Annotated in this window: 21 protein-coding genes; 12 read left to right on the forward strand and 9 right to left on the reverse strand. The window is 71.0% G+C overall.

Annotated elements, in window-relative coordinates:
* Positions 1-207: 207 nt before the first annotated feature.
* Positions 208-849: a dihydrofolate reductase family protein gene (locus tag ABS78_RS22670; RefSeq protein WP_293385121.1), complete on the forward strand. Its 642-nt coding sequence runs from the start codon at positions 208-210 to the stop codon at positions 847-849.
* Between the two features lie 167 nt (positions 850-1,016).
* On the opposite strand, the gene ABS78_RS22675 is transcribed toward ABS78_RS22670, so the two are convergent.
* Positions 1,017-1,217: a hypothetical protein gene (locus tag ABS78_RS22675; protein WP_293385124.1), complete on the reverse strand. Its 201-nt coding sequence runs from the start codon at positions 1,215-1,217 to the stop codon at positions 1,017-1,019.
* A gap of 271 nt (positions 1,218-1,488) precedes the next feature.
* Complete coding sequence (locus ABS78_RS22680; RefSeq protein ID WP_293385127.1) at positions 1,489-2,208, reverse strand: PEPxxWA-CTERM sorting domain-containing protein; 720 nt, start codon at positions 2,206-2,208, stop codon at positions 1,489-1,491.
* 275 nt (positions 2,209-2,483) lie between these two features.
* Between ABS78_RS22680 and ABS78_RS22685 the strand changes: the two genes are divergently transcribed.
* The 5 genes from ABS78_RS22685 to ABS78_RS22705 all read left to right on the forward strand — a co-directional run bounded on the left by ABS78_RS22685 (position 2,484) and on the right by ABS78_RS22705 (position 10,204).
* Complete coding sequence (locus tag ABS78_RS22685) at positions 2,484-3,182, forward strand: Tat pathway signal sequence domain protein (RefSeq protein ID WP_293385130.1); 699 nt, start codon at positions 2,484-2,486, stop codon at positions 3,180-3,182.
* The gene (gene argS / locus ABS78_RS22690; RefSeq protein ID WP_293385133.1) at positions 3,179-4,951 is read left to right on the forward strand and encodes an arginine--tRNA ligase; all 1,773 of its coding nucleotides are present in this window, start codon (positions 3,179-3,181) and stop codon (positions 4,949-4,951) included. Before ABS78_RS22685 ends, argS begins: the two co-directional genes overlap by 4 nt.
* Before the next feature lie 423 nt (positions 4,952-5,374).
* A complete protein-coding gene (locus ABS78_RS22695; RefSeq protein WP_293385136.1) occupies positions 5,375-6,349 on the forward strand; it encodes an AraC family transcriptional regulator in 975 nt (324 codons plus the stop codon).
* 99 nt (positions 6,350-6,448) lie between these two features.
* A complete protein-coding gene (locus ABS78_RS22700; RefSeq protein ID WP_293385139.1) occupies positions 6,449-8,605 on the forward strand; it encodes a TonB-dependent receptor in 2,157 nt (718 codons plus the stop codon).
* A gap of 6 nt (positions 8,606-8,611) precedes the next feature.
* Positions 8,612-10,204, forward strand: a complete 1,593-nt coding sequence (locus ABS78_RS22705) for a carboxylesterase family protein (protein WP_293385142.1) — start codon at positions 8,612-8,614, stop codon at positions 10,202-10,204.
* Positions 10,205-10,256: 52 nt separating this feature from the next.
* Here the strand turns inward: ABS78_RS22705 and ABS78_RS22710 are convergent, their stop codons facing one another.
* The 3 genes from ABS78_RS22710 to ABS78_RS22720 form a co-directional block, all read right to left on the reverse strand.
* Complete coding sequence (locus ABS78_RS22710) at positions 10,257-11,183, reverse strand: alpha/beta fold hydrolase (RefSeq protein WP_293385145.1); 927 nt, start codon at positions 11,181-11,183, stop codon at positions 10,257-10,259.
* Positions 11,184-11,241: 58 nt separating this feature from the next.
* Entirely contained in the window at positions 11,242-12,165 is a 924-nt protein-coding gene (locus tag ABS78_RS22715) for a choice-of-anchor A family protein (RefSeq protein ID WP_293385148.1), read from the reverse strand.
* A gap of 342 nt (positions 12,166-12,507) precedes the next feature.
* Positions 12,508-13,305, reverse strand: coding sequence for an SDR family oxidoreductase (locus tag ABS78_RS22720; RefSeq protein ID WP_293385151.1), 798 nt, complete (start codon positions 13,303-13,305; stop codon positions 12,508-12,510).
* Between the two features lie 283 nt (positions 13,306-13,588).
* On the opposite strand from ABS78_RS22720, the gene ABS78_RS22725 reads away from it, so the two are divergent.
* The 3 genes from ABS78_RS22725 to ispH all read left to right on the forward strand — a co-directional run bounded on the left by ABS78_RS22725 (position 13,589) and on the right by ispH (position 16,028).
* Positions 13,589-14,245: a YceI family protein gene (locus tag ABS78_RS22725; protein WP_293385154.1), complete on the forward strand. Its 657-nt coding sequence runs from the start codon at positions 13,589-13,591 to the stop codon at positions 14,243-14,245.
* 92 nt (positions 14,246-14,337) lie between these two features.
* A complete protein-coding gene (locus ABS78_RS22730) occupies positions 14,338-15,042 on the forward strand; it encodes a hypothetical protein (RefSeq protein WP_293385157.1) in 705 nt (234 codons plus the stop codon).
* Positions 15,043-15,083: 41 nt separating this feature from the next.
* The gene (gene ispH, locus ABS78_RS22735) at positions 15,084-16,028 is read left to right on the forward strand and encodes a 4-hydroxy-3-methylbut-2-enyl diphosphate reductase (protein WP_293385160.1); all 945 of its coding nucleotides are present in this window, start codon (positions 15,084-15,086) and stop codon (positions 16,026-16,028) included.
* A 16-nt stretch (positions 16,029-16,044) separates the two neighbouring features.
* Here the strand turns inward: ispH and ABS78_RS22740 are convergent, their stop codons facing one another.
* The 3 genes from ABS78_RS22740 to ABS78_RS22750 form a co-directional block, all read right to left on the reverse strand.
* Positions 16,045-16,320, reverse strand: coding sequence for a hypothetical protein (locus ABS78_RS22740; RefSeq protein ID WP_293385163.1), 276 nt, complete (start codon positions 16,318-16,320; stop codon positions 16,045-16,047).
* A 101-nt stretch (positions 16,321-16,421) separates the two neighbouring features.
* Positions 16,422-16,817 (reverse strand): type II toxin-antitoxin system death-on-curing family toxin, encoded by a 396-nt coding sequence (locus ABS78_RS22745; RefSeq protein ID WP_293385166.1) that lies wholly within the window; start codon positions 16,815-16,817, stop codon positions 16,422-16,424.
* Positions 16,814-17,041, reverse strand: a complete 228-nt coding sequence (locus ABS78_RS22750; RefSeq protein WP_293385169.1) for an AbrB/MazE/SpoVT family DNA-binding domain-containing protein — start codon at positions 17,039-17,041, stop codon at positions 16,814-16,816. The genes ABS78_RS22745 and ABS78_RS22750 overlap by 4 nt, the downstream gene beginning before the upstream one ends.
* A 115-nt stretch (positions 17,042-17,156) precedes the next feature.
* On the opposite strand from ABS78_RS22750, the gene thrB reads away from it, so the two are divergent.
* From thrB to ABS78_RS22765, 3 genes are all read left to right on the forward strand, one after another.
* Positions 17,157-18,122 (forward strand): homoserine kinase, encoded by a 966-nt coding sequence (thrB, locus tag ABS78_RS22755; protein WP_293385172.1) that lies wholly within the window; start codon positions 17,157-17,159, stop codon positions 18,120-18,122.
* Entirely contained in the window at positions 18,119-18,571 is a 453-nt protein-coding gene (rnhA, locus tag ABS78_RS22760) for a ribonuclease HI (RefSeq protein WP_293385175.1), read from the forward strand. The genes thrB and rnhA overlap by 4 nt, the downstream gene beginning before the upstream one ends.
* Before the next feature lie 74 nt (positions 18,572-18,645).
* Positions 18,646-19,101 carry a MarR family transcriptional regulator gene (locus ABS78_RS22765; RefSeq protein ID WP_293385179.1) on the forward strand — a complete coding sequence of 152 codons (456 nt, stop codon included), beginning with the start codon at positions 18,646-18,648 and terminating at the stop codon, positions 19,099-19,101.
* Here the strand turns inward: ABS78_RS22765 and ABS78_RS22770 are convergent.
* The gene (locus ABS78_RS22770; RefSeq protein WP_293385182.1) at positions 19,098-19,487 is read right to left on the reverse strand and encodes a hypothetical protein; all 390 of its coding nucleotides are present in this window, start codon (positions 19,485-19,487) and stop codon (positions 19,098-19,100) included. The two genes, ABS78_RS22765 and ABS78_RS22770, sit on opposite strands and share 4 nt — an antisense overlap.
* Positions 19,488-19,539: the final 52 nt, after the last annotated feature.

Genomic DNA, 19,539 nt, shown 5'->3' on the forward strand with positions numbered 1-19,539 from the left:
CCTCCACCACGCCCTCTTCGGGGCGTGGTCCCCCTCCCCCGTGAACGGGGGAGGATGGGGCGGCGTGGGGGGTTCGGAGGGGGGTGGGCGCGGGTCTGCTGCTCGCGAGCTCCGAGACCCTCGCCGCTTTGTCGGATCGCTCCTTGTGTGTACGTCCTGAGGGCGGCGGCCGGAGTTGGTCGTGGCGGTCGGAACGGCGGAGGCAGGATGTCTAGGGTGCGGGTGGGCGGATTCTCGATCTCGCTCGATGGCTTTGGCGCCGGGCCGGGGCAGAGTCTGGAGAGTCCCCTCGGCCGGCGGGGGCAGGAACTCCACACCTGGCTTGTCGGGACGCGCTTCTTTCACGCCATGACGGGACAGGACGGCGGGTCCGACGGCGTCGACCAGGCCTACGCCAGCCGCTCGATGCACGGCTTCGGCGCCTTCATCCTCGGCCGCAACATGTTCGATCCCCACCGGGGCGAATGGTCGGATGAGAGCTGGAAGGGTTGGTGGGGCGCCAACCCGCCCTATCACGCGCCGACCTTCATCCTGACCCACCATCCGCGCGAGCCGATCGAGATGGAGGGCGGCACCACCTTCATCTTCGTGACCGCCGGGATCGAGGCGGCGCTCGCGCAGGCCAGGGCGGCGGCTGGGGATCTCGACGTCAAGATCGGCGGCGGCGTGGAGACGGTTCGCCAATACGTGAGGGCGGGCCTGATCGACGAACTTCACTTTGCGCTGTCGCCCGTCGTCCTGGGCGACGGGGAGGCGATGTTCGCCGGCATCGACCTTCCCGCGCTCGGCTACCGCGTCACCGAGCATCAGGCCGGAGAGCACGCCACCCACATCGTCCTCGCGCGATAGGCGCGGAGGCGGGGGCGGCCTGCGGCGAGGGGCCGAACTCCGGATCTGGGCGCGACGACGAAGATCGGGGCTTGGCCGCGCCCCCTCCGCCACGCCCTCCCGACATGCCCCTTTTGGGGGGCGTGGTCCCCCTCCCCCGTGAACGGGGGAGAAATGGGGCGGTGGGGCTAGGCGGGGTGGAAGGTGCGGCGGCCGACGCGGCGCCAGGACCCTAGGAGGCGGCCTTCGGACCAGAGCTGGAGCATCACGCCTTCGGCCGCGAACTGGGCCCGGCGGACGGCGGCGGTGGTGTGGGCGGCGACGAACTGGTCCACGACGGCTTCGCCGGTCTCGCTGATGTCGATCGCCGTGAACATGCGCGCGGACACTGCGACGCCTCCCCCTTCAACCGGGATATGAATGCGGAAATCGGGGGACGGTTCCGCACGGTCGTGGCGATTTTGAGGACGGGCGGCGACGCCGTTTGTTCTCGATTTTCGGCGCAAACCAGGCGCCGGGACGGGATGCAGACGGCGGTCGCCCATCGCGCCAACCCCACGCCGGCAGGTGGCGCGCGGGCGCGGGCGCCGAGCCGGCGGCGCGCGCTCGGCGGGGAGGGCCGGGGGGTGACCGGCCTCCCCGCCTCCGCGGGCCGGGCCGTCAGGCGACGGCTTCGGCCACGGGGGCGGCCACGGGGGCGGCCCGGCGTCGCCGCAGTAGGGCGCCCGCGGCGCCGAAGCCCAGGATCATCATGGCCCAGGTCGTCGGCTCGGGCACGGCGGCGGTCAGGGTCTGGCGGCCGTACTGGACGTGATCCGCCTCGATGCCGCCCGACTGGTTCTTGATCAGGATGCGCGAGATGCCGGCGGCGTGGATCACGCCGTAGAAGCGGTCCTCGCCGGTCTCGCCGGTCTGGCTGGTGTCGGCGTGATCTCCCGTGACGACGCCCAGCGAGACGCCGTTCAGGTCGAAGGCCTCGAAGGTGATGGTCCCGCGCCCGTCGGTCCAGACCAGGCCGGCATGGGTGGGCAGGGCGCCCAGGACGCCGGCGTCGAAGACGAACTCCAGCCCGGTCGCGCCGCTGCCCGAGAACCAGGAGCTGCCGTTCGGGGTGAACTCCACCGAGTCGGAGATCGAGCCGGGCGGCCCCGTGAACACCGCGCCCCGGGGGGCGCTCAGGCCGGGCGTGTTGAGCAGGCCGTCCTGGAAATCCTCGAGGTGGAAGTAGTCGAAGGTCAGGCCCGCGAACGGGCTGTCGCCGGCGCTCGTGTAGGGCGTGGGTCCCAGCAGGGTGGTCGCCGCGCCGGCGGGTGCGGCCGCGAAGGCGACCGCGCAGGCCGCGACGAGCGCCGCGGCGCCCGATTTCAGAGATACGCTCACGATGGGATGTCCTTCTCCGTCATGGGACACGCTCGCCCGCCCGACCGGGGTCCCGACGCCCGCACCATGCGGGCCCTATTCAGAGAAGGCGCCGTCCGGCCGGTTCACGGGTCACGGTCGCGGCGCTTTTTTTGGCGCCCGGATCCGGGAGGCCGCTGGGTCGACCTCTGGGTCGCCGTCCGGGGCCAAGCGTCGCGTTGCCGCCGCAATCGTCCCGCTGTAGTGAACCCCCTGACGCCGCGGCCTTTCGCGGCCCTTACCGTTGGACGACCTCCATGCGCCGTCAGATCCTGCTCGCCGCCGCCTTCGCCGTGGCCGTCACCGCCATTCCGGCCGGCGGCTACGCCCAGAGCCGCCGCGATCCCGACGCCGATCAGCGCCGCCAGCAGGAAGACGCCGCCAAGAAGCGCCGCCAGCGCGAGGAGTGGGGCGACGTCCAGGCGCCGCTGCCGGCCCTGCGCAACGCCGGCCCGTGCCCCTATGTGAAGACGCTGTATGACGCCGGCCGCTACGTCGAGTTCAAGGACGGCCGCGAAGCCTCGGCCGCCGTGAGCTGGTCGGGCGAGATCCAGGGCATCTCGTCGGGCTGCGCCTACAAGGACGACAAGCCGATCCAGGTGGTGATGGAGGTGCTGTTCGAGCTGGGCAAGGGGCCGCAGGCCCAGGGCCGCAGCAAGACCTATCGCTACTGGGTGGCCGTGACCGACCGCAACCGCTCGGTGCTGGCCAAGGAATACTTCGACCTGCCGGTCAACTTCCCGGACGGCAGCGACCGCGTCTATGTGACCGAGAACATCGCCGGCATCACCATCCCGCGCGCCACCATGACCACCTCGGGGGCCAACTTCGAGGTGCTGATCGGCTTCGAGGTGACGCCCGAGATGGCGGCGTTCAACCGCGAGGGCAAGCGCTTCCGCCTGAACGTGGGCCAGACCGCCGCCAGCCAGACCGCGGGCGCCCCGACCAATCCATGAGCGATCTGAAGAGGACCCTGGGCGAGGCGGTCGAGGCCGCCTTCGCCGCCGAAGGCGTGCCCGCCGAACTGGCCCGCGTCACCGCCTCGGACCGGCCCGACCTGGCCGACTTCCAGTCGAACGGCGCCCTGGCGGCGGCCAAGCGCCTGGGCCGCAATCCGCGCGAGATCGCCACGGCGGTCGCCGGGCGGCTGAAGGACGATGCGCGCCTGTCGTCGGTGGAGATCGCCGGGCCGGGCTTCCTGAACCTGAAGGTCGCCGACACGGCGCTCGCCGCCCGCGCCGACCAGATCGCCGCCGACCCCCGGGCCGGCGCCGAGGCGGCGGCCGCGCCGCGCCGCGTGCTGGTGGACTACGGCGGCCCCAACGTGGCCAAGCCGATGCACGTGGGCCACCTGCGCGCCTCGATCATCGGCGAATCCGTCAAGCGGCTGTACCGCTTCCGCGGCGACGAGGTGGTCGGCGACGCCCACTTCGGCGACTGGGGCTATCAGATGGGCCTGCTCATCGGCGCCGTCTGCGACGAGAACCCCGACATCGCCGCCCTGGTCGGCACGCTGAACGACAAGGACGCCCCGATCCCGGCGGCGTTCGAGCGTGTGACCCTGGCCGACCTGGACAGGCTGTACCCGATGGCCTCGGCCAGGGGGAAGGAAGACCCCACCTACCGCGACCGCGCCCGTAAGCTGACCGCCGACCTCCAGGCGCACCATCCCGGCTGCTACGTGCTGTGGCGGCAGTTCCGGGCGGTGACACAGGTGGCCCTGGCGCGCGACTTCCACGCCCTGGGCGTCGATTTCGACTGGTGGAAGGGCGAGAGCGACGTCGACCACCTGATCCCCGAGATGATCGCCGACCTCGACGCCAAGGGTCTGCTTGTGGACGACCAGGGCGCCCGGATCGTCCGCGTCGCCAGGGAAGGGGATAAGCGCGAGCTGCCGCCGCTGCTGGTGGTCTCGTCCGAAGGCTCGGCGATGTACGGCACCACCGACCTGGCTACGATCCTGGACCGCAAGCGGGCGTTCGACCCGCACCTCGTCATCTACTGCGTGGACCAGCGCCAGGCCGACCATTTCGAGATCGTGTTCCGCGCCGCCTACCTGGCGGGCTACGCCGCCGAGGGACAGCTGGAGCACATCGGCTTCGGCACCATGAACGGGACCGACGGCAAGCCCTTCAAGACCCGCGAGGGCGGCGTCCTGAAGCTGGCGGACCTGATCGAGACCACCCGCGCCAAGGCCCGCGAGCGCCTGCGCGAGGCCGGTCTGGGCGAGGACCTGCCGCCCGAGGAGTTCGAGGACATCGCCGGCAAGGTGGCCGTCGCGGCGCTGAAGTTCGCCGACCTCTCGAACTTCCGCGGCACCTCCTATGTCTTCGACCTCGACCGCTTCACCAGCTTCGAGGGCAAGACCGGCCCGTACCTGCTCTATCAGGCGGTGCGGGTGAAGAGCCTCCTGCGGCGTGCGTTGGCCGAAGGCGCCGAGCCCGGCCCGGTCGCAGTCACCGAGGCGGCCGAGCGCGACCTGGTGCTGACGCTGGACGCCTTCGACGGCGCCCTGGCCGAGGCCTACGACAAGAAGGCGCCGAACGCCCTGGCGGAACACGCCTATCGCCTGAGCCAGGCGTTCTCGAAGTTCTACGCCGCCTGTCCGATCATGTCGGCCGAGCCCGAATTGCGCGCCTCGCGTCTCACCCTGGCGGGCGCGGCGCTGCGCCAGCTCGAACTGGCGCTGGACCTGCTGGGCGTCGCCACGCCGGAGCGGATGTAGGGGGCGCTTAACCAACCTGACGCGCCGGTTCAGCCGCCGTTCAAGCGCGGGCCGGCATCGTCCCGCCATCGTTCTGGGGCTCTCGCCCTCGCCGCCGACCCGTTACGGAGCCGCGTCATGAGCCCCGCCCCCGCCAAGCCCGCCGGCCGTCCCTCGTTCTGGGCTCTCGCGCTTTTCGCCGTCAGCGTGGTCTGCGCCGGCGCCTCGCTGCTTCTGTTGCTGGGCGCGCCGCTGTAGGGCGCCCGACCGGCGGGCGCTCGGTGTTCCACCCCTGAGTCCCCCGCGGTCCGCCCCGCGGCCGCGCGCGTATGCGGACATAGGGCGGGGGGCGCAGGCACGCCCGAATTGTCGCGATTCCGGGTTGGCCTTACCGTGACGTCGCGCCGTGCGTCGCGGCGCGCAACGCGATGACGGAGATCGGGTGTGCTGGATGCCCCGCAAGCGGAGACCGGCTGGGGTCGCAGGATCGAGGTGCCGGCCGAGTGGCTGGCGCGCCGGTCGCGCGGCGCCGTGGCGGCGGGCGTCGATCTCGAGACCCTTTTCCAGCGTTGCCTCATCGCGCCGCAGGAGCGCGGTCTCCTGGAGATCACGACGGCCCAGCATCTCCTGCTGCCGCTGACCATCGTGGACCTGCTCGACGACGAGACGCACGGCCTCGGGCGAACCCGGACCCGCAAGGGCACAGGCGGCGTGCTGCTGTGCTGCATCCTGGAGTGCGCCGACCTGGAGTCGGCGATCGGGCGGCTGGCGCGATACTGCGGCTGGGCCGGCGAGACCTTCCAGGTCAGCGTGCGGACGTCGCGGCGGGCGATCGACATCGCGGTCAAGGCGGTCGCCCGCGACGACGAGGACGGCGCGCTGCTGGAGGAGGTCTGGGCCCTGGTGATCAGCGTCCTGCTCGGGTGGTTCGCCGGCCGGCCGCTTCCGGTCACAGGCGTCCAACTGCGGGTGACCGAACATCCGTCGATCGGCAAGTCGCACCCGATGTTCGGCGCGCCGCTGACCTACGGGTCGGTGACCGCCCTGCGACTTCGGCCGGACTGCCTGTCCTGGCCCCGGGCGGCGCCGGCCGTCGAGAACCCGATGATCGAGATGGTGGACCGGTGGCTGGACGCCGCGCCCCGGCCCCGCCCGCAGCCGACACGCGCGCGCCACAAGGCCGCCGTCGTGGAGACGGCCGTGACTCGACTCCGGGCGACCTCCGACAGCCTGGCCGACATCGCCGAAGACCTCGGCTATGCGGAGGTGCGCAGCCTGAGGCGGCTGATCAAGGACAAGACCGGCCGCACGCCTCAGGCCTGGCGGGCGATGGGTGCGCCGGCGCTCACGCCCGACGCCGCGGTGGCCTGGACCGCCCGCCAGAGGGTTCGAGACCTCCTGGCCCGGGCCTGGATCTGACGGCGAACCGACCCCCGGTCGTGTACGCAAACCGACCTTTGCCGCGCCGCCGGCACGGCTAGCTTCCCCCCAAGCAACAAAAACATCGAGGGGAAGAGAATGTCGCGGCCGAACGGCGAACGACGCCTGCATTTCAAATTCGGAATCCTCGCCGGCGCTGCGCTGGCGAGTCTCGTGGCGGGCGGCCCCGCCTGCGCCCAGGACGCCAGCGAGTCGACGCTGGAGGAAGTGGTCGTCACCGCGCAGCGTCGCGCGGAGACGCTGCGCGAGGCCCCGGTGGCGGTGTCCAGCATCGGCGGGGACGGGCTTCTGGCGAAGGGCGTCACCAACCTGACCGACCTGCGCAGCCAGTTGCCCAGCGTGCAGATCGGCGAGAACTTCACCGAGACGCGGATCGCGATCCGCGGCGTTGGAAGCCAGGGCAGCCTCCTGGGCGGCTCGCCCGCGGTCGCCTATCACCTGAACGGCGTCTATCTCGAACGCACCGGCGTCGCCGCCGCGAGTTTCTTCGACGTCGATCGCATCGAAGTGCTGCGGGGGCCGCAGGGCACGCTCTTCGGACGCAACGCCACGGGCGGGAGCGTCAATGTCATCACCAAACGCCCGACGACCGAGTTCGGCGGGCTGGCGGCGGTGACGCTCGGGGGCGAGCCTCTGCACTCGGGCCTCGACCTGATCCTGAACACGCCGCTCAACGAAGACGGCACGCTGGCCGCGCGCTTCGGGCTCCAGCACGTCTACAACGAGGGCTTCACCAAGAACCTGAACCGCGCCAGCGGGCCGGGCCGGTTCGACGACGCCGACAGCCTGGCGCTGCGCGGCCAGATCCGGTTCACGCCCGGCGGCGCGCTCGAGACCGGACTGATGCTGGAGTATCAGCGCCAGAACACGGCCGGGCCGGCGCCCTGGCTGGTGGGTGGGCCCGACTTCCGCATCACGCCGGCCGAGCAACTGGGCGGGACGCGGCCCGACAAGGCCCGGCGCGAGGTCTTCGCGAACCAGGGCTTCAACGACAAGACGTTCGCCGGCGCCACCTTCGATGCGGCGCTCACCACCGACGTCGGGCGGTTCGAGTTCCTGGCGGCGGCGCACAGGACCAAGATCGCGCTACGTTCGGACGGGGACGGGACGCAGGCGTTGCTGACGCTGACCGACGCCGACCAGGTCGCCAAGCAGGGCTACACCGAACTCATCTTCCGACCCGAACTGGGCGCGCGGCTGGATCTTCTGGTGGGCCTCAACGCCTTCTACGAGAAGGCGGAGCAGCTGGTCGAGGTGCGCACGCCCGCCTTCAACCGCATCACCATCATCGACGCGGCGGTCACGACCACCTCGTACGCCGCCTTCGCCCACGGCACGTGGTCGCTGACGGACGCGTGGGACGTGTTCGGCGGCCTGCGCTATACGTTCGACCGCAAGGCCATCGCGGAAGCCAACAACTTCCTGGGCGCGGGGACGAACCGCGCGAACTGGGACGCGGTCACCTATCAGGTCGGGACCTCGTACGACCTGAGCCGAAATGTCAGCGCCTATCTGACCTATTCGACGGGCTTCAAGGGCGGCGGCTTCCAGGCCGGCAGCTTCACCCAGGCGTTCAATCCGGAGAAGAACCGCAACCTCGAAGCGGGGGTGAAGGGCTTCTATCTGGATCGTCGGCTGGAACTGAATCTGGCCGCGTTCCGATCCTCGTACCAGGATCTCCAGGTTCAGCAGATCCGCGGCGTCGCCGCCTTCACCGACAACGCCGCCCAGGCCACGATCCGCGGCCTGGAGCTGGAAGGCCGGGCGAGCCTGACCCGCGCCCTGACCGTCGATGCCGTGGTGTCGCTGCTCGACGCCGAGTTCGACGAGTACTTCACCATCGACTCGGCGCGGCCGGCCCTGGGGACCCTGGATCTCGAGGGGAACCGCCTGCCCAAGGCGCCCAAGGCCACGGCGACCGTGGGCGTCAGCTATCGCGTCGAGCTTCCCGGCGGCGACCTGACGTTCGGCGGCCGCTACAACTGGCAGGACCGGGTGTACTTCACCGAGTTCAACCTGCCGGTGGCGTCGCAACGGGCCGTCGGCCGGTTCGACCTGACGGCCGAGTACCACACCCAGGATCGCGCCTGGACGGTCGGGGCCTATGCCTTGAACCTCACGGACGAGGTCGTCTTCAACAACATCAACGTCGTCTCGGCCACGCTGGGATCGGCGGCCCTCGCCAACCTGGACGCCGGTCGCAAGATCGGTGTCTTCGTCCGGCGCGAGTTCTAGGCCGCCATGCCCTTGCCCACGTCCTTGAGCCGGCGCGCGGCGCTCGGCGGGCTGGCGTTCGGCGGCCTGTCCAGCGTCGGGTTGCCGTTCGGAGGCCCGGCCTCGGGCCGAGCGGCGGCGGCGGCCGACCTCGGCGCGCCCGTGGTCGCGACCCGGCACGGGCAGGTCCGCGGCCGGCGCGCGGGCGCGGCGACGGTGTTCCAGGGCATTCCCTACGGCGCCGATACGGCCTCGCGGCGGTTCATGCCCTCGGGTCCGCCGCCCGCCTGGGACGGCGTACGGGATGCGGGCGCCTTCGGTCCGATCGCGCCGCAGATGCGGCCGGGCCGGCCGTCCATCTACAGCTCGTGGGCCAATCCGCAGCCCGAGTCCGAGGACTGCCTCAACCTGAACGTCTATACGCCGGGACTCGACGCGAGCGGTCGGCGCCCCGTGATGGTCTGGTTCCACGGCGGCGGCTTCGTCAGCGGGAGCTCCGCCCTGCGTTACGCCGACGGCGCCCGCCTCGCCGCGAAGGGCGAGGTGGTCGTGGTGACGGTCAACCACCGGCTGGGCGCCCTGGGATACCTGTTCGTGCCGGAACTGGGCGCGGCCTACGCCGACTCCGGCAATGCTGGCACCTCGGACATGATCCTGGCTCTGGAGTGGGTTCGCGACAACATCTCGGGCTTCGGCGGCGACCCGGCGAACGTCACCATCTTCGGCCAGTCGGGCGGCGGCGCGAAGGTGTCGACCCTTATGGCGGCCCCGCGCGCGCGGGGCCTGTTCCACAAGGCGATCGTGCAGAGTTCGTCCAACATACGCGGAACGACGCCCGCCGAGGCGAGGGGGCTGACGGAACGCGTCCTGGCCGCGGTCGACGGCGGCGGCGGCCGGCCAGACGTGAGAACCCTGCCCTTCGGGGACCTCAGCGCCGCGGCGGATCGGGCGGGGGTGCTCTTCAATCCGGTCGTGGACGGTCGCACGCTGCCGCGACATCCGTTCGAGCCCGACGCGCCGCCCGGCAGCGAGGACGTCCCGTTGCTGATCGGCACGACGAAGGACGAAACCGTCGGCCTGATCGGCGGCTTCGACACCTCCCTGTTCGACCTGACGTGGGCGACGCTGCCCTCGCATCTCGGCCCGCTCCTGCCCGGCGCGGACGTCGCCAAGATTGTCGCGGACCTGCGCAGGCGCGCGCCTGACGCGACGGCGGCTGACGCCTTCTTCCGGGCCACGACAGAGGGGCAGTATCGTCGCCGGGCCATCGCCCAGGCCGAGCGGAAGGTCGCCCAGGGCGGCGCGCCCGTGTTCATGTACCTCTTCGCCTGGGAGACCCCGGTGGACGGCGGGCGCTGGAAGTCCTCCCATTCCATCGAGCACGGATTTGTCTTCGACAATCTCGACGTCTCGGCCTCGATGGTCGGCGCCGACCCGCCGCAGGCGTTGGCCGATGCGGTGAGTTCGGCCTGGGTCCGGTTTGCGCGCACGGGGTCGCCGGGGTGGCCGGCTTTCGATCCGGCGACGCGCGAGACCATGATCTTCGACACCGTGTCGAAGGTGGTTTCCGATCCCGGCCGGGCGGACCGGCTCCTGTTCGCGGGCCTGAGTCCCGAATAGACGCCGTCTCGGTCGCCCGCCCGGGTGGCGAACGGGATCGGGGCGACCGGGATCAGAGGCGGGCGGCCGAGATCACGAAGTCGACGCCCTTCGCCACCCGCTCGCCCCAGGTGCGGCCCAGGACGCTGGTGTGGGTGGCCTCGTCCACGTTGTCGACCATCCCGTGGCGGGCCGCCGTGGCCGGCGCGTTGCGGACGGCGTTCCATTGCGCCATGCGCCCCGAGCGCGAGCCCGCCGTGTCGAGCTCGCCGGCCGCCTTCGCCTGGGCGGCCGCGGCGCGCCACTGCTTGACCTCGGCGTAGGCGGTGCGCGCCTGCCGGCCCGAGACGAAGCCCCGACGCTTCTCGGCCAGGCCATAGTCGGGAAGGCCGATGCGGTCGGGCATCCAGTAGAGCGGCTTGGTCAGCCACAGCGTGCCGGCCGCGGCTCCCAGGCTTGAGAGGCCCGTCGCGCCGTCGATGAATTTCTGGGCGTCGGGGATGGCCATCATGTCGGGGGTGACCGCGTCGACCAGAACCAGGCCCACGACCTGATCGGGGTTCCGGACCGCGAACTGCCGCATGTAGAGCCCGGCCATCGAATGGCCGACCAGCACGAACGGGCCGCGTTCGCCGGAGGCCTTCACCAGCGCTTCGAGGTCGGCGGCGATGGCGTCGCCGTCGCGGGGCGCAGGCCCCTTGTCGGACCAGCCCATGCCCGCCCGGTCGTAGGCGCAGCTCCGCAGGCCGCGGTCGGTGAGGATCTGTTGCAGGGCGGCGAAGTCGGCGGCGCCGCTGAACGCGCCGGCCTCGAGCCACACCACGGGCTTGTCGGAGCGGGGACCTTCGCAGACCAGCCGCAGCTTGCGCCCGCCGATATCGACCATCTCGCCGCGCGGCCGGGCCGTGCGCGACACGGCTTCGGCGGCTACGGCCACGGCGCCCCAGGCCGCCACGGCGGCCAGAACGGCGAAGATCAGTACGCGGAGCAGCATCCACATGACGCCCTACCTAAGGCGCCGGCGGAGGTTGCGCGAGGGGTCCTCGCGCCGGAGGCGATCAGGCCGCGAGGGCGTCCGGGGCGCGGCGGCGGCGCAGCACGGCGCCGACGGCGCCGAAGCCCAGGATCATCATCGCCCAGACGCTGGGTTCGGGAACGGCGACCGAGCCCAGTCCGCCGCCCGGCAGCGCCGGCGCGATGGACGGCGCCAGCAGGCCGCCCGTATAGCCCGAATTGCCGAAGCTGATGGCGCCGTTGAACGAGCCGGTGATCAGGCTACCCGAGATCGTGCCCGAGTTACCTTGGAAAGCCGCGTTCGGCGCCAGGATCGATCCGCCCAGCGACACGCCGCCGGCCGTGATCGCCGTGGCGTTGGCGAAGTTCCACAGGATGGTCGAGGCCGCGTTCGAATGCAGGCCGCCGCCCAGGGAGGCGGTGTTCCCCGTCACGTTGATGAGCAGTTCCGTGCCGGTCGCGAGGTTCGTGCCGAGCCAGTTCACGCCCGCAAGCTGGGACGCGTCGATGGTCACGATGTTCAGGCCGCTGGTCAGGCCGTCGAAGAACAGGCCGCCCCACTGAACATAGGCCGTGCCGGTGGTCTCGAGGCCCGCGAGGGTCGTGCTAAGGTTCTTGAGGCGCAGGTTCTCGGTGGTGAAGTCGACCGGCAGGGTCGACTGGCCGGCGCTGATCGGGAGGTAGCCCGGCGCGGTGCTCGATCCGCCCACGAGGGCGCCGTTGGCCACCGTGCCGCCGTTCAGGTAGGTCAGGTCGCCGCCCACCACGAGGCTGGAGCCGGCGCCCATCAGGCTGCTGCTGGAGAACTGGGCGTTCCCGCCCGCGGCCACGCGGCCATTGAGGGTCTGGCCGTTCAGGTTCAGATTGCCCAGCGTGTAGAACTGGAAGTCCTGGGCGGTGTCCGCCAGGGTCGGCGTCGCGACGGCGGTCAACGCCGCAGCGGCCAGGATGGCGGTGAAAGCACGCATCTCGTCTCAATCCCTCGGCGGCCGGCGCCCTCCCGTCCCCCGGGCGGCGCGCGGCCTTGGTTCTGCTACGACCCTCTCGGCCGTTCGGATGCGCATTTAGGGCGGCCGAGTGTGAATTCCACCTGAACAGCTTGTCGCAGGTCCCCAAAATGGGGCGCGAACAGGGTCGTTTGAATCGTACCAGCGACATTGCGCGGCAAAAATTGTTAACCATCATCTCTTGCTGAAAATAATTTCCCCTTTGAGGCGAGCGCGCGACGGCGCGGCGGAAACCCCCGGCGGCAGCCTGGGAGGGCCGCCGCCGGCGATCTGTCCGTATCGGGTGTCGCGGGGGCGCCTGGATCAGAGCGCGAAGGAGAACCCGCCGTTCACCGGATAGACCTGGCCCGTGATCCAGGGCGAGGCGTCCGAGGCCAGGAACAGCGCCATGTTGGCCACGTCCTCGGGCTGGCCGGGGCGGCGCACGATGTACTTCTCCAGGGTGCGCTTCAGCCGCTCGGGGTCGCCCTCCAGCGTTCGCCGCACGGCCGGGGTGGCGGTTAGGGCGATGGCGATGGAGTTGGCGGTGATGTGGTGGCGGCCCAGCGAGCGGGCCACCGAGCGCATGAAGCCCGCCGCGCCGGCCTTGGCGCCGGCGTAGATCTCGAGCCCCGCGTCGCCCCAGCGGCTGGCGTCCGAGATGATGGTGATGATCCGTCCCGGCGCCTGGCGCGCCAGCATCCCCGGGATCACCGCCGCGGTGCAGTTGATGACGCCGTAGAAGTTCACGCCCACGAAGCTGTTCCAGACTTCGGGCCCGGTCTCCCAGAACGGCTTGCCCAGCTCGGGCGAGGGCGTCGCGCCCGCGTTGCCCGCGTTGTTCACCAGCACGCCGATGGCGCCCAGGTCGGCGGCCGCCTTGTCGACCATGGCCTTGACCGCGCCGTGGTCCGAAACGTCGCACTGGAGCGCCAGGGCCTTGCCGCCCGCTGCGCGCACCTCCTCGGCCACCGCCTCGGCCCGCTCCAGGACGTAGTCGTTGACCACCACCCCGCCGCTGCCCTCGGCCGCGCCGAGTTGCAGGGCGATCTGCCGCCCCACGCCCTGTCCGGCTCCCGTCACCAGCGCCACGCGCCCGCCCAGGTTCAGAATATCGCCCATGTCGTCTCGCTCCCGTTCTCGTCGATCCGGGTCTTCAGCGGTCCCGGGTCTTCCTTGGTTCGGACGAGCTTCACCCCCTCGCGGCGCCCCGGCAATCGTGACCCCGCGTCAAGCCAAACTGTCCGCCTGACGTTCGGTCTGCGGGACGTCTGCGGCGGCGCATTGCTTCCTGTGGGGCGAAAGTGTCCCGCCCCACGCGGCGTTGTTTGCCTGCGTGGAAGGGGTAGGTAGGAGCCGGCGTCGCGCCGGGCGGCGTCCTGTCGTCTGTTTCGGAGGCCGCTCGATGCGCCATGAGTTCAAGATCGCCAGCCCTGGCCCGGTTGGCTGGAGCCTCGTCGGCTGGAGCGTGGCGGCCGCCCTGGCGCTCTCGCCGGTCGGCGTGGCCCCCGCCCTGGCCCAGACCACGCAGAACCCCGCCGAGGCGCGGGCCGGCGCCTACACGCTGGATTCCGAGCACAGCAAGGTGACGTGGTCGGTGACCCACCTGGGCTTCTCGACCTACATCGGCCAGTTCCACGGTGTGACCGGAACGCTGAAGATCGATCCCGCCCGGCTGGACGCCACCGAGCTGAAAGTGACCATCGACACCAACCTGGTCGGCACTTTCTCTCCCGGCCTGGACAAGCACCTGAAGGCCCCCGACTTCCTCGACACCGCGAAGTTCCCGACGGCGACGTTCACCTCGACCGGGGTGAAGCGCACGGGCGAGCGCACGGCCGACGTCACGGGCGACCTGACGCTGCACGGCGTGACGCGGCCGGTGACGTTCCAGGCCACCTTCAACCAGGCCGGCGTGAACATGGTCGACAAGCAGTACTCGCTGGGCTTCGACGGCAAGGCGACGATCAAGCGCTCGGACTTCGGGATCACCACCTATGTCCCGGCCGTGAGCGACGAGGTCACCCTGAAGCTCGCCGCGGAGTTCAAGGCCGTTCCCTGACGGGCGGCCCCTCGGCCACACTTCGGTCCCACCCACGCCGCCCACTGCAAAGCTGGCCTCCGAGCTTCGGGGGTGAGCGGGGGGCTCTGGATATGGGGCGCGCCGGTCTCGAAGACAGGCTGTCCAGCCGAAGGTCCGGCCGAACGTTCGGCCTGAGGGTCACGCCGCGGGCCGGCGCGGCGCTGGTCTCCGTGGGTGTCCATGCGGTTCTCGCGGTGGTGCTGGCGCGCCATCTGGCGGCGCCGTCCTCTGCGCCTGTCGCGGACCCTCCGGCCATGCGGGTTTCGCTGATTCCGCCCGTTTGGACCGACTGGCGGCGCGCCGGAGGGCGTCCGACGTCGGAGGGTCGCGCCGCCTCGGAGCGCAGCGCTTCAAGGCGTCCTGCGCCGGACAACGCGAATGCGCCCCTGCGCGATCCGGCGGCGCGCCCTGAGGTCGACGCCCGGGAGGTCGACGCCCCGGCGGTCGGCGCGCCCGACGTCAGCCCCCGGTGGACCACAGGCGGGGAGAGCCGGGCCGGCGGGCCGTCCGGCGGACTGCGCGGCCTCCGGGATTGCGAGCGGGCGGGCTTGTCGCGCCAGGCGCGGGAAGCCTGCGAGACGAGCCGGTGGGCGGGCGCCCAGGCCGCCCCGGCGCGGTTGAATCTCGATCCCGCGGGGCGCTACGCCGAACCCCTCGAACCTTTCCTATCGCGGCGGCCGACCCGGGGCTGCCGGCTGCGCGCGACGGGAGACGCCGACGCCCGGGGCGACAGCGGCCACGCCCGCGCGGGCTTCACGTGCGTGGTTCCGTTCTGATCCGCTGGCGATCCGCGGCCCGGCGCACTAGGTTCCCGGCCATGTCGCCTCGCGCCCCGCTCACCGTCCTGCTCGCCAGCCCGCGGGGTTTCTGCGCCGGGGTGGACCGGGCGATCCAGATCGTGGAGCGGGCCATCGCCAAGTACGGGGCGCCGGTCTACGTCCGCCACGAGATCGTCCACAACCGCCATGTGGTGGAGCGGCTGCGGGCGCTGGGCGCGGTTTTCGTCGAGGACCTGGACGAATGCCCCGACGACCGGCCGGTGGTGTTCTCGGCCCACGGGGTGCCCAAGTCGGTGCCGGCCGAGGCGAAGGCGCGGCGGATGCTGTTCCTGGACGCCACCTGCCCGCTGGTCTCGAAGGTGCATGTGGAGGCCCAGCGGCACTTCGACGCCGGCCGCGAGATCGTGCTGATCGGCCACGGCGGCCACCCCGAGGTGGTGGGCACCATGGGCCAGCTTCCCGACGGCGCGGTGCGGTTGATCGAGACGGTGGAGGATGCGCAGGCCTTCCAGCCGCGCGATCCGGCCAACGTGGCCTTCGTGACCCAGACGACCCTTTCGGTGGACGACACGGCCGATATCGTGGCGGCGCTGCGCGCGCGGTTCCCGGACATCGCCGCGCCGCACAAGGAAGACATCTGCTACGCCACCACCAACCGCCAGGACGCGGTGAAGGCGATCGCGGCGCGGGCCGAGGTGCTGCTGGTGATCGGCAGCGCCAACTCGTCGAACTCGGTCCGACTGGCCGAGGTGGGGCGCCGGGCCGGGGCGCGGGCCTACCTGATCGACGACGCCTCGGTGCTGGAGCCCCGCTGGGTGGAGGGCGCGCGCACCGTGGGGGTCACGGCCGGCGCTTCGGCCCCGGAGGTGTTGGTGCAGGGCGTGATCGACAAGCTGGCCGCCGCCTTCGACGTCACGGTCGAGGAGGTCGACACCGCGCAGGAGACGGTGACGTTCAAGCTGCCGCGGGCGGTGGCGGGTTAGGGGCGAAGGCCCACCCTCAGCGGATTGTTTCCTTTTCCCGGGGCGCCGACACGCGGCGGGTCCGGGCCTGGGCCTTGGGCTTCGGCAACAGCCGGAAGCGCGTCTGGCACCACGCGAAATCGACGCCCACGTCGATCAAGGCGTCGGAGCGCCCGCAGGGGCAGGCGAAATCCATGACCTCGACGACCCGATAGGTCTCGCCGGCCCGGAGCGGCACCGGATGGCCCGTGACATGGTTCGGAGCGGCGTTGACGCACAGAACCAGACCGCCAGGACCCATCGTGTCGCTCATCGCGTCCATCCGCCGTGCTGTGGGAAACCTAATCACCGCCCCGCAATAGGCAAGGACCCATTCCGCCGCGAAGGGGTGACACCGCGTGAGTAACGTGACGCTCAGGGGATCGGGGCCGAGCGCGCCCTTATCCATTCGGCGAGTGCGGGGATATCGTGGTCGCCGGCGGCGACGGCGAGAACCCGATGCGCGGCCTCGGCCTGCGTCGCAGTCAGCGTCCGGCCGTTCAGGCGCAGGAACAGGCCCGCAGCCAGGAACGCCGCCCGCTTGTTTCCGTCGGCGAACGGATGGTTGCCGGCCACTCCGACAAGATAGGTGGCGGCCAGCGCGCAGATGTCCGTTTCGCCTTCGTAGTGAAAGCGGTTGGCGGGGCGGGCCAGCGCGGAGTCCAGAAGACCGTCGTCGCGCAGGCCGGCAGCGCCGCCGTGGAGCGCGATGCTCCGGTCGTGCAGGACGATGATGGCCGTCTTGGAGACCCAGCGCGGTTCGAGGCTCATTTGGCCAGGGCGCGGAACGTGTCGCGGTATTCGTCCATGAAGGCTTCGCCCAGGGCGATCTCCTCGGCCACAGCCGGGTCGTAGGCGGAAATGCGCATGTCGCCGTCGGGCGACTCGGTCAGATAGACCACGTCACCCTTCTCCACCCCGAGCTTGGCCAGGGCCTCCTTCGGTAGGACCACGCCGACGGAATTTCCGACCTGCGTGAGTTTGAGCGCGATCATGCCTGGGCCTCCATCGCGCAAGTTATAACGAATGTATTACGTTGCGTCGAGGCGGGTATGTCCCGGAACGCGCCCAAGGCTTGACCGCCCCGGCGACCTGCCGCACTCCCCGCGAATGGCGGTCTATACGGACATCACCGACGACGAACTGGCCGAGCTGCTGGCCGGCTACGACCTGGGGGCGCCGCTGGCGTTCAAGGGGATCGCCGAGGGGGTGTCGAACTCGAACTTCCTGCTGGAGACGGAGGCGGGCCGCTACATCCTGACGGTCTACGAGGCGCGGACCAATCCCGACGACCTGCCGTACTTTCTGGAACTGATGCGCTGGCTGGCGACGCACGGCTATCCGTCGGCCGAGCCGATGGCGGACCGCGAGGGGCGGCTGATCCGACACGTGCGGGGCAAGCCGTGCGCCATCGCCAGCTTCCTGAACGGCCTCTCGGTGCGCCGGCCTACGGCGGCGCACTGCCGCGAGGCGGGCGGCGGGCTGGCGGCGCTGCACCGGGCGGGCGAGGGGTTTCCGATGACGCGGGCGAACGACCTGGGCCAGGCGGCCTGGGCGGGCATGTTCGCGGGCCAGGAGGCGGCGGCCGACGGACTGAAGCCGGGGCTGGCGCGGACCGTCCAGGCCGACCTGGCGATGCTGGCCGAGCGGTGGCCCACGGGCCTGCCGTCCGGCGTCTGCCACGCCGACTTCTTCCCGGACAACGTCTTCTTCACTGGGGGCAAGTTCTCTGGCGCCATCGACTTCTACTTCGCCTGCACCGAGGCCTTCGCCTACGACGTGGCGGTGGCGCTGAACGCCTGGTGCTTCGAGTCGGACGGCAGCTTCAACATCACCGCCGCGCGGCAGTTCCTGGCGGGGTACGAAGCTGTGCGGCCGCTGGAGGGGGCCGAGCGCGCGGCGCTGCCGGTGCTGGCGCACGGGGCGGCGATCCGGTTCTTCCTGACCCGGCTCTACGACTGGGGCGCGACGCCAGCCGGGGCGCTGGTGCGGCCCAAGGACCCGCTGGAGTACGAGCGCAAGCTGGCCGTCCACCGCAGCTCGCCCGACCTCGTGCTGTTCGGGGCGTCGGCGTGACGCCCCAGGTGACGATCTACACCGACGGCGCGTGCTCGGGGAATCCGGGGCCGGGCGGCTGGGGCGCCGTTCTGATCCACGGGACGACCGAGAAGGAGCTGACGGGAGGCGAGCCGGCCACCACCAACAACCGCATGGAGCTGATGGCGGCGATCCAGGCGCTGGAGGCGCTGAAGAAGCCCTGCCGGGTGGAGCTGCACACCGACAGCCAGTACGTCCAGAAAGGCATCCACGAGTGGATCCACGGCTGGAAGCGCCGCGGCTGGAGGACCGCCGACGGAAAGCCTGTGAAGAACGACGATCTGTGGCGACGCCTTGACGAAGCCCGGTCGCGTCACGACGTGACATGGCGGTGGGTGAAGGGCCACGCCGGCCACGAGCTGAACGAGCGGGCCGATGCGCTCGCCCGGAAGGGGCTGCGTGAGGCGTTGGACGTTGCGTCGGGCTAATCTTTCAACGTTGAACTAATTTGTTCGACATTGAAGAATAGGCTCCTCCCGCCCGGGCGTGAGGGAGGAAGCGCATGGCGGTCGTAGAGGAACATCCCGAAGTCCAGGTCTTCGATGAGATCACCCTGATCCAGCACGGCGTGCGGACGGCGATCGCCAAGACCCTGCCCGTGGGACTGACCTATCCCCAGTACGAGGTGCTGAACCTGATCTCGCGACGGGGCGACGACCTGACGCCGGCCTGCATCGCCAAGGCCCTGCGGATGACCCCCGGGGCGATCACCAACACATTGCAGCGTCTGGAGGCCGTGGACCTGGTGGCGGTGGAGCCGTGCGCGCGCGACCGGCGCAGCAAGCGGGTGCGCCTGACCGCCGGCGGCCGCGAGGCCTATGGCCGGGCCATGGCGGCGATCCGGCCCAAGACGGAGAAGCTGCGCGAAGGCTTCACCCAGAAGGAGTTCCGCGACGCCCTGCCGTTCCTCCGCGCCCTGCGGGTGTGGATGGACGAGCGGGAGGAGGCCGGGTCCTAGTCGGCGGCGGGCGCGTAGCCGATGTAGCCGCGCTCGACCATCCGGCGGAGACCGTCGTAGGCGCTGGCGAGTTCGTCGTAGGTCGACCGCAGGTGCGTGAGCCCCGCGATCTGCTCGCGAGTGGGCGTGGCGCCGTCCTCGGCGATGGTGAGCGCCGCCACCACCCAGCGTGTGCGGGCGAGCGCCGCCGCCGCGGCCAGCTTCTGCACACGCTGGCCGTCCAGGGCGCCCATGGCGGCCGTGAGCAGCTTCTTGTTGGCCGCGTAGGCGGTGTAGTCGATGTGCTCCAGGTGGCCACGCAGATTGCGCTGCGCCTTGGGATCGACGTCCTCGTCCGGCTCGAAATGGTCGCTGGCGGCGCGTCGCCTGCCGATCAGCTTTCCCATGGCACTGTCCTCTTCGGGAGCGAACCTCCGGGGAGAGTGAAGGAAAACGCCT

This window comes from Phenylobacterium sp. SCN 70-31, from assembly GCF_001724605.1.
GTDB lineage: Bacteria > Pseudomonadota > Alphaproteobacteria > Caulobacterales > Caulobacteraceae > Phenylobacterium.